The organism is Sodalis sp. RH16 (assembly GCF_047324245.1).
Taxonomy (GTDB): Bacteria; Pseudomonadota; Gammaproteobacteria; order Enterobacterales; family Enterobacteriaceae; genus Acerihabitans; species Acerihabitans ligni.
The window spans coordinates 3804404-3818040 of record NZ_CP178737.1; the positions used below are offsets into that span (position 1 = coordinate 3804404).

Consider the following 13637-nt stretch of genomic DNA (forward strand, 5'->3'; position numbering starts at 1 on the left):
ATTGTGCAGCGTATTGGTTAATAGTTGCGCTTCTATTTGCCTGTGACCTGAAATGCGGGTCGGTGAAAATTTTTTTTGCTCAGAAGTTGAGCGATTGATTGGCCGATGATTGCATGGTCCCTTTCCGCCCCTGGCATAACCCTTGCTCCATGAATGATGACGCGTCCGTTAGCCGGCGCGATACATCATCCGCCGCGGCTGTCGGCGATGCCAGTAAACCTGCGAAGAGACTAAGACTATGCCAACGGTAACCCTGCCCGCACATCAATCCGGCGATTTCCTGGTGGATTACGAAGAAAAGGTGTTTGAAGACGTGAAGGCCGAACCGGGCCAGAAAGCGCTGGTGACCTTCCATACCGTCGCGTTCGAAGGCTCCATCGGCTTCGTGAATATGCTGCAGGCCACCCGGCTGCAGCGCAAAGGCTTTGAAACCTCGATTCTGTTATACGGACCGGGGGTGACCCTCGGGGTGCAGCGCGGCTTTCCCAAGCTGGGAGACGAAGCCTTCCCCGGCCATATGAACTTCAATAACCAACTGCAAAAATTCATGGCCGAAGGCGGCAAGGTTTTTGCCTGCCGTTTCGCCCTACAGGCGTTGTACGGCCACGGCGAGCCCTCGCTCATTGAGGGCATCCGCGCCATCAATCCGCTGGATGTGCTGGATCTGAAGCTGCTGCACATCCGCGACAACGCGGTGATTCTCGATACCTGGACCGTGTAAGGAGCCGACGTTATGGCACAGGACCGTATCATCCGTGCCGCCGCCGTGCAGATTGCGCCTGACCTCGGCCAGGCGCAAAAAACGCTGTCGCGCGTGCTGGATGCCATTGATGAAGCCGCGGGCAAGGGGGCCGAGATTGTGGTATTTCCCGAAACCCTGGTGCCCTGGTATCCCTATTTTTCCTTTATCGCGCCGCCCATGACCGCCGGCGCCGAGCACCTGCGGCTTTACCAGCAGGCGGTGGAGGTGCCCGGGCCCATTACCCGCGCGGTGGCCGACAGCGCCCGCCGCCACGGCATGGTGGTGGTGCTGGGGGTGAACGAACGGGACCATGGCAGTTTGTTCAACACCCAGCTGGTATTCGACGCCGACGGCGAGCTGGTGCTGAAGCGGCGCAAGATCACCCCCACCTATCACGAACGCATGATCTGGGGACAGGGGGACGCCTCGGGGCTGAAGGCGGTGGATACCGCCGTCGGCCGGGTAGCGGCCCTGGCCTGCTGGGAACACTACAACCCCCTGGCCCGCTATGCGCTGATGGCGCAGCACGAGGAGATCCATTGCAGCCAGTTTCCCGGCTCGCTGGTGGGCCAGATCTTCGCCGATCAGATGGAGGTCACCATTCGCCATCACGCCCTGGAGTCCGGCTGTTTTGTCATTAACGCCACCGGCTGGCTGCGGGAAGATCAGATTGAATCCATTACCGCGGATCCCGATTTGCAGCGCGGACTGCGCGGCGGCTGCCATACCGCCATTATTTCGCCGGAAGGTCGGCATTTGGCGCCTCCCATCACCGAGGGAGAAGGCATTCTTATCGCCGATCTGGATATGGAGCTTATCGCCAAGCGCAAACGCATGATGGATTCCGTGGGGCATTATGCCCGGCCGGAACTGTTAAGCCTGCTGATCAATGACCGGCCCGCGGAGTACTGCCGCCAGCAAGCGCCTTATGGGCAAACAGGCCAACGGCAAACTGCGGCGCCTCGGCAAGCGCTGCCACAGCAAATTACCGCGCCTTGGCAAGCCAGCGGGCAGTCCTTTACTTCCGACCCCACAGGAGGGCGCCATGAGCCTGAGCAACCAGCGACTGATTACTGAACTGCAAACCCACGGCCTGAAGGTGGTCAATCCCCAGACCACCCATGTCAATCGCCAGGGCGGAGCCGGTCCGTCGGATCACCAGGCGGTGACCATCGACGGCATGACGGTCATGGTGCCGGTGTATACCCAGCAGGCGCACCAATCCCCCTGGAGCGTGACCCACGACGGGGCCGGCGGCAGCCATTTGTTGAGAGACGCCATTCCGGTGCGGGATATCAGCTTTGTCTCCCAGCCGAACTTCTACCGGCTGAGCACCGCCGACGGCGTCCCGTACTCTCATATCGCCACCCTGCACGGCGCCGATGTGCTGGCCACTACCGTACTGCAAACCTGCATCCGTTATGAAAACCGGCGCAAGGCCTGCCAATTTTGCGCCATCGGCCAGTCCCTGGCGGCGGGCAAAACCATCGCCCGTAAAACGCCGCAGCAGCTGGCGGAAGTGGCCAAGGCCGCGGTGGAACTGGATGGCGTGCGGCATATGGTGATGACCACCGGCACCCCGTCCGGCAGCGATCGCGGGGCGCGGGTTCTGTGCGAAAGCGCCGAGGCCATTCGGGCGGCGGTGGATCTGCCGTTACAGGGGCAATGCGAGCCGCCGGGGGATGCGCTGTGGTTTAGCCGCATGAAGGAGGCGGGCATCGACGCGCTGGGCATGCATCTCGAAGCGGTTACCCCGGCGGTGCGGGCGCGCATTATGCCCGGCAAGGCCGCCGTTACCGTGGAGCAATACATGGCGGCGTTCAAGGACGCGGTGCGGGTGTTCGGCCACGGCCAGGTGAGCACCTATATCCTGGCGGGACTGGGGGATACCCGTGAGGCGATATTGTCTACGGCGCGGGAGCTGATTGATATCGGCGTGTATCCCTTTGTGGTGCCGTTCGTGCCCATCCGCGGCACGCCGCTTGAGGATCATGCGCCGCCGGCAGCGGATTTCATGGAGTCCATTTTGCAGCCCCTGGGCAGCATGCTCCGCGGCGGCGGCCTGCGTTCCGCCGATATCAAGGCCGGCTGCGGCCGTTGCGGCGCCTGTTCGCCGTTGTCCAGCTACGAGCGGGCTTCGGCCTGAGGGGAGTGACAGCATGTTCTATCCCGAATACCGCATCAAATGGGTGACCTTGCCCTGGGAACGCGAACAGGCCTATCTGCTGCGCCAGCGGGTGTTTTGCCAGGAGCAGGGGCTGTTCGAAGAGCATGACCGGGATGCTATCGACGAACGCGCCCGGCTGCTGGTGGCTATCGGCAGCACGGCGGGCTGGCCGGAGCAAATCGTCGGCACGGTGCGCATCCACCGGGAAGAGGGGGATATCTGGTACGGTTCGCGGCTGGCGGTAGACCGGCACTTTCGCCGCCAGGGCCAACTGGGGCCGACCCTTATCCGCCTGGCGGTGTCCAGCGCCTGTGCCCTGGGCTGCCAGGCGTTTTACGCCCGGGTGCAGCAGCAAAACGTGCCGCTGTTCCGGCGCATGCACTGGTCATCCCTGTCCACCGAACGGCTGCGGGGTATCGATCATGAGGTTATGCAGGCGGATCTGGCGTTTTATCCGCCCTGTTTCGACCCCAACAGCGGCATGGTGCTGAGCGGGCGTCCGCTGCGGCCGGCGCGGGAACTGGCGCCGCTGCTGATGAGCCTGGAGGGCGGCTGATGGATGATTTGCACCTGATGCTGGCGGAGGTGCGCCGGTACGGCGGCATCGACCAAAAGCGGGACATCCGGGAGATTGCCGGAGAACTGCGCGAGGCCTGGCCTCTCGCCGGCTGCGACAACGGCGATGACTGCGCCGCCATTCCGCAGGAAGAAGGCTATAGCCTGCTGGCCATGGAGGGGTTTATCAACCGGTTTGTGGCGGACGATCCCTGGTTCGCCGGCTGGTGCGGACTGATGGTTAACCTGAGCGATATCGCCGCCATGGGCGGCACGGCGGTGGCGGTGGTAAATGCCCTGTGGAGCGCCGGTCCGGAACAGGCGCGCCGGTTAATGCAGGGCATGGCCGCCGCGTCGCGCGCCTATCGGGTGCCCATCGTCGGCGGCCATACCAATTTACGCAGCGAGTCGCCGCAGCTGGCGGTGGCGGTGCTGGGAAAAGCGAAACGGGTGCTGCGGGCCTCCGGGGCCAAGCCGGGACATACCTTAATCGCCGCCATAGATTTACGCGGCGCCCGACGCGGGCCCTGGCTGAACTGGGACGCCGCGACCCGCGCCGACCCGGCGGCGCTGCGCGACGCCATGGCGCTGCTGCCGATGCTGGCGGAGCAGGGGCTGGTCCAGGCGGCCAAGGATATCAGCCAGGCCGGCCTGCTCGGCACCCTGGTCATGCTGCTGGAGAGCGCCCGGGCCGGCGCGGACATTGATTTAACGGCCATACCCCGTCCGGCGGAGATCCGCTGGCAAGAGTGGCTGTGCATGTTTCCCAGCTACGGGTACCTGTTGACGGTCCATCCCCATCAGGCAGACGAGGTGCTGGCGCATTTTCACCGGATCGGTATCGGTGCGGCGGCCATCGGCGGCATTACCGCCGACCCGAGGCTTTGGGTAGGCCACGATTCACACCGCCACTGTTTCTGGGATCTCGATACGACGCCGCTTACCGGCATCAACCCCTGACTTTTTATTCTGGAGGCGCTTATGCCCGCAATGCATTTTACCGTCCGCTGGCCGGACAGCTCCGTGGACGTGTGCTATTCACCATCCACCGTGATTGAACAGCATCTGGAGGTGGGCAAAGAGTACAGCGTGGAGGAGTTTACCGGACTGGCGCGCCGGGCGCTGCAGGAAGCCAGCGACCGGGTAGCGCTGAAGTTCGGCTATGCCTGTTCAAGCGCGCAGGATCAGTCCGGCGCCATCGCACTCAAGGCCGAGGGTTTTTTGCCCGATGCCCGTCCGGTGCGCGTCGAGAAAATCGAAGCGCTGCCCGTCAATCACTAATTCAGGAACGGCACCATGGAACAAACACACTATCCGGTGATTATCATCGGCGGCGGGCAGGCGGGACTGTCTATGAGCTACTGCCTGACTCAGCGGGGCATCGGGCATGTGATATTTGAGCGCCACCAGCTTGGCTGGGCCTGGCGGGCGCAGCGCTGGGACAGTTTTTGCCTGGTGACCCCAAACTGGCAGTGCAAATTGCCCGGTTTCCCCTATGACGGCGATGACCCGGACGGTTTTATGGTCAATGACCAGATCATCCATTACCTGGAGCGCTACGCCGAGCGTTTCGGGCCGCCGCTGCTCACCGGCATCAACGTGGAACGGGTCGGCCGCCACGGCGGCGGGGGCTTTGTTCTGCGTACCAGCCGGGGAATTTTCACTGCCGATAACGTGGTCGCAGCGGTGGGCAATTATCACCGGCGGCGTTTCCCCGCCCTGGCGGCCCGTTTGCCGGGGGCGATCCACCAGCTGCATTCGGCGGATTACCGTTGCCCCGCCGCCTTGCCCGAGGGCGAGGTACTGGTGGTGGGGTCGGCCCAGTCCGGGGCGCAAATCGCCGAAGATCTGCATCTCGCCGGACGCCGGGTGCATCTGTGCGTCGGTAGCGCGCCGCGGGTGAATCGTTTTTACCGCGGCCGCGACGTGGTGGCCTGGCTGGAGGACATGGGGCATTACCGGCTGACGGTGGACCATCATCCCCAGGGCGAAGATGCCCGCCGTAAAACCAACCATTACGTCACCGGCCGCGACGGCGGTAGGGATATCGATTTGCGGCTGTTCGCCGGGCAGGGCATGCAGCTGCACGGGCGGTTGCTGGACATTGATGAGGCGCGGAGGGTGCTGGTCACCGCCGACGATCTGGCGGCCAATCTCGATAATGCCGACGATACCGCCCGGCGCATCAGGGAGAGTATCGATGAGTGGATTGCCGCCCGGGGCATCGACGCCCCCCGGGAACCCCCTTATCAGCCGATGTGGTTCCCGCCGCCGGGCCAGGGCGCTATCCCTTTGGACAATCTCGCGGCCATTATATGGGCGGTGGGTTTCCATACCGATTTCAGCTGGATTGACCTGCCGGCGTTTGATGACAAGGGATACCCCCGCCACCGGCGCGGCGTGTCAGTGGAAGAGGGACTCCATTTTCTCGGTCTGCCCTGGCTGTGGACCTGGGGCTCGGGACGGTTCGAGGGGGTGGGGGAAGATGCGGAATACCTGGCGGAACACATCGCCGCCCGCCTGACGGTGCCGGCGCCGCAGGAGGCCCGTTATGCCGTTCGCTAACCGGACTGACTGTTTCCCGCTGGATTGGTCGGCAGACTTCCCAGCGGATTCGCCAGTGTCTTCCCCGTCGGATTTATTGCTGGATCCACCGGCCTCTTCCCCGGTGGATGAGGTTTTCTGGCGGCGTGAGGCGCAGCGCATCCACTGGCAGCGGCCGTTTCGCCAGGTGATGGCTTTAGAGCAGGGCGGACCGCACTGCCGATGGTTTGAGGGCGGCGCCACCAACCTGTGTTATAACGCCGTGGACCGGCATCTGCCCTTGCGCGGCGGTCAAACGGCACTCATTTGCTGTGACCGGCAGGGCGCGGAACGGCGAATCAGCTATGCCGAACTGCACCGGGAAGTGGTAGCCATGGCCTGGATCCTGCAACGGCAAGGGGTGCTGGCGGGAGATCGCGTGCTGCTCTGCCTGCCGGTAATGCCGCCGGCCCTGTTCGCCATGCTGGCCTGCGCCCGGCTGGGGGCTATCCATGTGGTGGTTTCGGCGCAGCTGAGCGCGGCGGCGCTGGCGGAACGCATTGACCTAAGCCAACCCCGTTTGCTGATCCTGGAGGATAAAATCAACCGCGCATTGCTGCAGGAGGGACTTGCGCCGCCCGCCGTTCGCCGGATCATTGTCGGCGACGGCGGATTGGAAGCCATGCGCTATGCTGACGGCGCCGGCGATAGGGAGGCGGGTGAACTCCCCGGCGACGGTGAACTCAGTTACCGGCGGCTGCGGGCGGCTTATAACAATGAGCCGATACCTTGTCGCTGGCTGCCCGCCGAGGCGCCGTCACAGCTGCTGTTCACCTCCGGCACCACCGGCACGCCCAAAGGCGTCGTGCGGGATACCGGCGGCTACGCCGTGGCGCTGTGCGCTTCGCTACCGCATATTTTCCATACCGGCGAGAATGAGGTTTTTTTCACCACCGCCGATATCGGCTGGGTGACCGGACACAGCTATCTGGTGTGGGCGCCCCTGCTGGCCGGTTTCACCACCCTGGTGGTCACCGGCGGCGGCACGAATACCCCGGGGCGGCGCTGGTGGCAGCTGATTGCCCGCCACGGCGTCACGCGCCTGCTTACCGTACCCGGCGCCATGCGTCTGGCCCGCATGCAAAGTGAAACCCTTGACCCGCCGCTGCCCTCCCTGCGCGCCGTCTATCTGGCCGGCGAGCCGCTGGACGCCAAAACCCGTCAATGGCTGGAGCAGGGCGCCGGAGTGCCGGTGTATGATCACTATTGGCAAACCGAAAGCGGCTGGCCGATCCTGGCCGGGCAGGGCGGCGCCCTGCGTCCGGTGATGGATCGCCGGGTAAGCATTGTGGATGAGCAAACCGGCCGCCCGGTGGCAACGGGCATGCTGGTGCTGCATGACCATCTGGGGCCGGGGGGTATGCAAACCCTGTGGGGCCATGACGATGAGTTCGTGGCGCGCTATTGGCATCATAACGGCGAGGGCTGGCGCTATCTGACGCAGGATCGCGCCCGCCGTGATGAACACGGCGGCATAACCATTCAGGGACGCATGGACGACACCATGAATATCGGCGGCAAGCGGCTGTCCACGGCGGAAGTAGAGCATGCGGCGCTGACGGTGCCCGGCGTCGCCGAAGCGGCGGCGGTGGGCATAGCGCATCCGCTGTTGGGCCAGATGGTGCGGCTGTTCATCGTCACGACGCCGGAGGTGCCGGCAGCGCGGCATGCCGACATGCGCCGGTGCCTGGCGGCGGTTATCGTGGCCCGCTGCGGCCGCCATGGCCGGCCCCGTAGCGTGATTTTCCTGGACAGCCTGCCCAAAACCTTCTCCGGAAAAATCATCCGGCGCTTCCTGCGGCGCCCGTAACCCTTTCGGTTTTAGTGAATTTTCCGGCAAAGCATAGCGGAAAAAAATCGTTGCCCCGCTTTGAGATAACTCCTTAGAGTAAACAAATACCGGCTGCCCCCTGGATGTTCGGCTCCCCCTTGCCGATACCTATCCGGCGCGGGCCGCCGATTAATGTAAAGAGCGGCTTTCCGGCGTAGTGGTTTCTCTCTGCCGGCAGGCGGGGTGTTGACGAAAAAAAAAGGATATTTATGAACGTTTCGATATTTTCCCGGCGCTTCTCCGCGGCGGTGATGTTAAGTATACTCGCCTGCACGGCCCATGCCGCAGATGTGACCATCGGCTACCAAACCGTCCCCAATCCGTCCCAGGCCGCGCAGGCCGGCGGCGAATACGAACGGGCCACCCATGCCAAGATCGACTGGCGCAAATTCGACGCCGGCGCTGAAGTCATCACCGCGGTGGCCTCCGGCGATGTCCAAATCGCCTATCTGGGGTCCAGCCCCTTTACCGTCGCCGCCAGCCGCAATCTGCCCATCGAGACCATACTGATTGCGTCTAATCTGGGCACCAGCGAGGCGCTGGTGGCGCGCAATGGATCGGGCATCAACAGCCCGGCGGATCTTATCGGTAAAAAAATCGCCACGCCGTTCTCTTCCACCAGCCATTACAGCCTGCTGGCCGCACTGAAGCATTGGCATATCGATCCCCATCAGGTGACCATCGTCAATCTTACGCCTCCCGCCATCAGCGCCGCCTGGCAGCGGGGCGATATCGACGCCGCCTATACGTGGGATCCTGCGCTGGGCGTCGCCAAAGCCACCGGCAAGGTGCTGATTACCTCTGGCGAGCTGGCCAAACTGGGAGCACCGACCTTTGATCTCTGGCTGGTGAGAAAGGATTACGCCAAGGCCCATCCGGATGTGGTCAAGGCCTTTGCCAAAGTTACTCTCGACAGCTATCAGACGTTTCACCAGGATCCCAAAGCCTGGCTGGGGGATAAGCAGCACATCGACCAACTGGTGAAGATAACCGGCGCGAAGCCGGAGGACATTCCCGGTTTGCTGGAGGGCAATACCTATCCCCTGGCGGCTGAACAGAAAACCGCCCTGGGCGCGCCCATCGTCAAGGGTATCTCCGATACCGCGCTGTTCCTCAAAGAGCAGGGGCGTATCGATTCGGTGCTGCCGGATTATTCGCCTTTCGTCACGGCGGCTTTTATTCCCCAATAAACCGTTTTCGCGATAAACTGCCGGTAGATAAGGCACTTTCCACAGGACCGCTATGACTCAATTAATCCTGGAACACGTCGCCGCCCATTATCCGGAATCGCCGCAGCCGGTTTTGCAGGATATTTCGTTCAGCCTGGGCCCCCGTGAGCTTTGCGTGGCGGTGGGGCCCTCCGGCAGCGGCAAAACCACCTTGCTTAATCTTATCGCCGGCTTTATCGCCCCCAGCGGCGGTTCCATTACTTTAGACGGCAAGCCGGTCACCGGACCAGGGGCCGAGCGCGGAGTGGTATTCCAGGACGATGTCTTGCTGCCCTGGCAAAATGTTCTGGAGAATGTCGCCTTCGGCCTGAAGCTGGCGGGCGTAGCCCGCCGGCAGCGGGAAGAACGCGCTCGGGAACTGCTGGCCCTGGTGGATTTGGAGGGTTTCGCCCCGCGCAGCATCTGGCAATTGTCCGGCGGACAAAAACAGCGGGTGGGCATTGCCCGCGCCCTGGCCGCCGAGCCCAGGGTCTTGCTGCTGGATGAGCCCTTCGGCGCCCTGGACGCCTTTACCCGCGAACAGATGCAGGAATTGCTGCTCCAGGTTTGGCGGCGCACGGATACACCGGTGTTTTTGATCACCCATGATATCGAAGAGGCCATCTTTTTAGCCACCGAGCTGGTGTTGCTGTCGCCGAATCCGGGGCGCATCATCGAACGCCTGCCGCTGGACTTCAGCCGCCGCTATGCCCAGGGAGAAAGCGCCCGGTCGCTAAAATCTGATCCGCTGTTTATCGAGACCCGCGAACATATCCTGGCGCGGGTGTTCGCCACCCGCGATGCCGATCGTCGCGATAAACAGGCCTCCGGGCCGCTGACGCCCGTCCCTTCCGCCGGCGATGAACGTCAGGCTTATGGCGCCGGCAGATGATCCCTGTCCGCAGCGTAGACCAAAAGCATCCGCGCCGCCCTCATACGAAATTCCTGACCCATGGTGTTAAGCGATGACCGATACCCGCCACGTCCATAATGAAGCATCCGGCAACCCCCTGCCGTCGCTACGGGCCAGGGCCGTAAAAAAAGGCTTGCCTCTCAGCGTGCTGGGAATCATCAGCATCGGCAGCCTTTTGGCGATTTGGTGGCTGGTGACCTGGCTGAAATTCATCGATCCGCTGTTTCTGCCATCCCCCTGGGCGGTCATGGGCAAATTCTGGCAGGTAGCGGTGAACGGCTATCTGGATGCCACCCTGTGGCAACATGCATGGGCCAGCCTGCAGCGAATCGGCATCGCTCTGATCGCCGCCCTGTTCACCGCCATTCCCCTGGGGATCGCCATCGGCCGCTACCGGCTGGTGCAGGGACTCTTCGACCCGCTGATTGAATTCTACCGGCCGATCCCCCCGTTAGCCTATCTGCCGCTGATCGTCATCTGGTGCGGCATCGGCGAGCTGTCGAAAATTTTGCTGATTTACCTGGCGATCTTCGCGCCGGTGGTGATTGCCACCGCCAACGGCGTGCGCAGCGTTGATCCGGCCAAGATCAGGGCGGCCCAATCCCTCGGGGCCACCACCGGACAACTCACCCGCTATGTCATCATCCCCGCCGCCTTGCCGGATATCCTGACCGGTATTCGCATCGGGCTGGGGGTAGGCTGGTCAACGCTGGTGGCGGCGGAGCTGATTGCCGCCACCCGGGGCCTGGGTTTCATGGTGCAGTCGGCGGCGCAGTTCCTGGTGACGGACGTGGTTATCATGGGCATCTTGGTCATTGCCGTGGTGGCCTGCATCATGGAAACCGGCCTGCGCTATATTCAGCGCAAATGGGTACCCTGGCACGGACGCTTCCACTAAACCGGCGCCGATAAGCCCGCGATCGCCGAGCTCGCAACGAACATGTTAAAGGGAGACCATGCTGACTGGGGCCGACGCCATCTAAACGCTAGGGCTTAATAGTCGATAAGACCCTGGTCAGAATCTCGAACAGCCGGTCGATGCGTTCGGGACCGGTCACCAGTATCGGCGCGATAATCAGCGCGTCGCCGGTGGATTTCAAATGCAGCCCGGCATCAAACAGCTTTTTTTGCACCTCATAACCCCGCTGGCCCGCATTCGTCGCCGGCGCCAGATCGATACCTCCCAGCAAACCGTAACCGCGGATATCCGTCACCAGCGGCTGCCCCTGCAATGCAAACAACCGTTGCAGAAAATGGCCGCTCAGCGCGTCGGCGGCGGCAAACACGTTTTCCTCCTGATAAATCGCCAGCGTGGCCAACGCCGCAGCGCAGGCCACCGGATGCGCGCTCCAGGTATAGCCATGGAAGAACTCGATCTCCCGCTCGCCGCCGGCGTTGATAATGCTGTCATGAATATCCCGGCTCACCGCCACCGCGCCCATAGGCAATGCGCCGTTGGTGATGGCCTTGGCCAGGGTGATGATATCCGGCCGGATATTAAAGGACTGGCTGGCGAAAGCCCGGCCGGTCCGGCCGAAGCCGCAGATCACCTCGTCCATGATCAGCAGAATGTCATGCCGGTCGCAGATCTGGCGCAGCCGCTCCAGATAGCCCACCGGCGGCACCAGCACGCCGGTGGACCCGGCGATGGGTTCCACCACGCAGGCGGCAATATTTTCCGCCCCGTGCAGCGTTATCAGGCGTAAAAGATCGTCCGCCAGGAAGTCGCCGTGCCCGGGCTGACCGCGGCTGTAGCGGTTCTCCGCCAGCCAGGTATGGCGCATATGCACCACCCGCGGCCCGACGCCGTCGAAATTCCGCCGGTTGTTGGGCAGCCCCGATAGGGAGACGCCGCCGAAATTGACGCCATGATAAGCACGCTCCCGCGACACGAAAATATTCCGGCCACCCCGGCCCTTGGCGCGGTGATATGCCAAGGCGATTTTCAGCGCGGTATCCACTGCCTCCGAGCCGGAACCGACAAAGAAAATCCTGTCAAGTCCGGGGGGCAGCAGCGCCGATAAGGCCTTGGCGGCGGCGAAGGCTCCCGGATGGCCGCGATAAAAGCTAGCGGTAAAATCCAGGGTCAGCATTTGCCGGTGAACCGCCTCGGCAAGCTCCTTACGCCCGTGGCCCAAGGCCGAGGCGAATAAACCCGACACCCCGTCCAATATCGCCCGTCCGTCCGGATCGTAATAATAATCCCCTTCCGCCCGGACGAATAACTTGGGATCGTTGCGGAAATCTTTATTTGGCGTAAACGGCAGCCAAAAATTATCGTTGAGAATATCCTGGTAATGGGCCGTCATCATTGTCACCAAAGTCATCTGCAGACTCGCCCCATGTCGGACTGAAAATAGGCCCGATGGGAACTTTAGTCAGCTTTTAATGGATTTTATCCGGCGCGAAATCGTTGGCGATCACTTCCCCCTGCGGCCGGATGGCGTCGCTTGCGGCGGCGGGACTGTTCGTCGCCACGTCCAGATGGGGGAAGACCAGTTCCGACACCCGATAGGCTTCCTCCAGATGCGGGTAACCGGACAGGATAAAGGTATCGATGCCTAAATCCGCATACTCGGCGATGCGCCGGGCGACGGTGGGACCGTCCCCCACCAGGGCGGTGCCGGCGCCGGCCCGCACCAGCCCGACCCCGGCCCACAGATTGGGGCTTATTTCCAAATGGTCCCGGCTGCCGTCGTGCAGTGCCGCCATGCGCTGTTGCCCCACCGAATCAAACCGGGCGAACGACGCCCGGGCGCGGGCAATGGTTTCATCGTCCACATGGGCAATCAGCCGCCGGGCATCCTGCCAGGCCTCTTCCGTGGTTTCCCGCACAATCACGTGCAGGCGGATGCCGAAGCGGACTTGCCGTCCCAGCGCGGCGGCCTTTTCCCGTACCTGGGCGATTTTTTCCGCCACCTGCGCCGGCGGTTCGCCCCAGGTCAGATAAAGCTCCACCTGTTCCGCCGCCAGATCCTGCGCCGCATCGGACGAACCGCCGAAATAGAGCGGCGGCCGGGGCTGTTGCACCGGCGGAAACATCAGGCGCGCCCCTTCCACCTGCACATGCTTGCCCTGGAAATTCACCGTCTCGCCTTCCAGCACCCGCCGCCAGACGCGGGTAAACTCCGCCGCGGCTTCATAACGTTCGGCGTGATCGAGAAATACCCCTTCCGCCGCCAGTTCGTCGGGATCGCCGCCGGTCACCAGGTTGAACAGCGCCCGGCCTTGGGACAGCCGATCCAGCGTCGCCGCCTGACGGGCCGCCAGGGTAGGAGAGATAACCCCCGGCCGCAGCGCCACCAGGAACTTTAGCCGCTGGGTGACGGGAATCAGCGACGCCGCCACCAGCCAGGAGTCTTCACAGGAGCGGCCGGTGGGGATCAGTACGCCGCCGAAACCCACCCGTTCCGCCGCCTGGGCAATCTGCTGCAGATAAGCGTGATCCACCGTGCGCGCGCCGCGCGGCGTGCCGAGATAGCGTCCGTCGCCATGGGTGGGGAGAAACCAGAATAGATTGAGGCTCATGGACGGCTCCTGCTGAATAAAACTACGTGTAAACGTTATGATGGACAGCCGGAGCCGGTGCTCCAACTGATATATATAGCATTCCAAATGCGTAAAACATCTATACCCGT

Annotated in this window: 12 protein-coding genes and 1 pseudogene; 11 read left to right on the plus strand and 2 right to left on the minus strand. The window is 62.9% G+C overall.

Features of this window, described 5'->3' with window-relative positions; translation table 11 throughout:
* The first annotated feature begins 238 nt into the window (after window positions 1–238).
* From ACL2XJ_RS17565 to tauC, 11 genes and pseudogenes are all read left to right on the plus strand, one after another.
* The gene (locus ACL2XJ_RS17565; protein WP_132922344.1) at window positions 239–721 is read left to right on the plus strand and encodes an MSMEG_0572/Sll0783 family nitrogen starvation response protein; all 483 of its coding nucleotides are present in this window, start codon (window positions 239–241) and stop codon (window positions 719–721) included.
* A 12-nt stretch (window positions 722–733) separates the two neighbouring features.
* On the plus strand, window positions 734–1819 hold the full coding sequence (locus ACL2XJ_RS17570) for a Nit6803 family nitrilase (protein ID WP_413723938.1): 1086 nt from the start codon (window positions 734–736) through the stop codon (window positions 1817–1819).
* Window positions 1794–2888 carry an MSMEG_0568 family radical SAM protein gene (locus ACL2XJ_RS17575; RefSeq protein WP_207918045.1) on the plus strand — a complete coding sequence of 365 codons (1095 nt, stop codon included), beginning with the start codon at window positions 1794–1796 and terminating at the stop codon, window positions 2886–2888. Before ACL2XJ_RS17570 ends, ACL2XJ_RS17575 begins: the two co-directional genes overlap by 26 nt.
* A gap of 13 nt (window positions 2889–2901) precedes the next feature.
* On the plus strand, window positions 2902–3465 hold the full coding sequence (locus ACL2XJ_RS17580; protein WP_413723939.1) for an MSMEG_0567/Sll0786 family nitrogen starvation N-acetyltransferase: 564 nt from the start codon (window positions 2902–2904) through the stop codon (window positions 3463–3465).
* Window positions 3465–4424 (plus strand): sll0787 family AIR synthase-like protein, encoded by a 960-nt coding sequence (locus ACL2XJ_RS17585; protein WP_413723940.1) that lies wholly within the window; start codon window positions 3465–3467, stop codon window positions 4422–4424. The genes ACL2XJ_RS17580 and ACL2XJ_RS17585 overlap by 1 nt, the downstream gene beginning before the upstream one ends.
* 21 nt (window positions 4425–4445) lie before the next feature.
* Window positions 4446–4745, plus strand: coding sequence for an MSMEG_0570 family nitrogen starvation response protein (locus ACL2XJ_RS17590; protein WP_203522024.1), 300 nt, complete (start codon window positions 4446–4448; stop codon window positions 4743–4745).
* Between the two features lie 15 nt (window positions 4746–4760).
* Window positions 4761–6029, plus strand: coding sequence for an MSMEG_0569 family flavin-dependent oxidoreductase (locus ACL2XJ_RS17595; protein ID WP_413723941.1), 1269 nt, complete (start codon window positions 4761–4763; stop codon window positions 6027–6029).
* Complete coding sequence (locus tag ACL2XJ_RS17600) at window positions 6016–7857, plus strand: AMP-binding protein (RefSeq protein ID WP_413723942.1); 1842 nt, start codon at window positions 6016–6018, stop codon at window positions 7855–7857. The genes ACL2XJ_RS17595 and ACL2XJ_RS17600 overlap by 14 nt, the downstream gene beginning before the upstream one ends.
* 230 nt (window positions 7858–8087) lie before the next feature.
* Window positions 8088–9068, plus strand: coding sequence for a taurine ABC transporter substrate-binding protein (tauA, locus tag ACL2XJ_RS17605; RefSeq protein WP_413723943.1), 981 nt, complete (start codon window positions 8088–8090; stop codon window positions 9066–9068).
* Window positions 9069–9120: 52 nt separating this feature from the next.
* A pseudogene (gene tauB, locus ACL2XJ_RS17610) lies at window positions 9121–9891 on the plus strand (taurine ABC transporter ATP-binding subunit); the annotation flags it as partial.
* 160 nt (window positions 9892–10051) lie between these two features.
* Complete coding sequence (tauC, locus tag ACL2XJ_RS17615; RefSeq protein WP_413723944.1) at window positions 10052–10897, plus strand: taurine ABC transporter permease TauC; 846 nt, start codon at window positions 10052–10054, stop codon at window positions 10895–10897.
* A gap of 88 nt (window positions 10898–10985) precedes the next feature.
* Here tauC and ACL2XJ_RS17620 read toward each other — a convergent pair whose 3' ends face one another.
* Both ACL2XJ_RS17620 and ssuD read right to left on the minus strand, forming a co-directional pair.
* The gene (locus ACL2XJ_RS17620; protein WP_413723945.1) at window positions 10986–12326 is read right to left on the minus strand and encodes an aminotransferase class III-fold pyridoxal phosphate-dependent enzyme; all 1341 of its coding nucleotides are present in this window, start codon (window positions 12324–12326) and stop codon (window positions 10986–10988) included.
* 58 nt (window positions 12327–12384) lie between these two features.
* On the minus strand, window positions 12385–13527 hold the full coding sequence (gene ssuD / locus ACL2XJ_RS17625; RefSeq protein ID WP_132922333.1) for an FMNH2-dependent alkanesulfonate monooxygenase: 1143 nt from the start codon (window positions 13525–13527) through the stop codon (window positions 12385–12387).
* Window positions 13528–13637 lie beyond the last annotated feature (110 nt).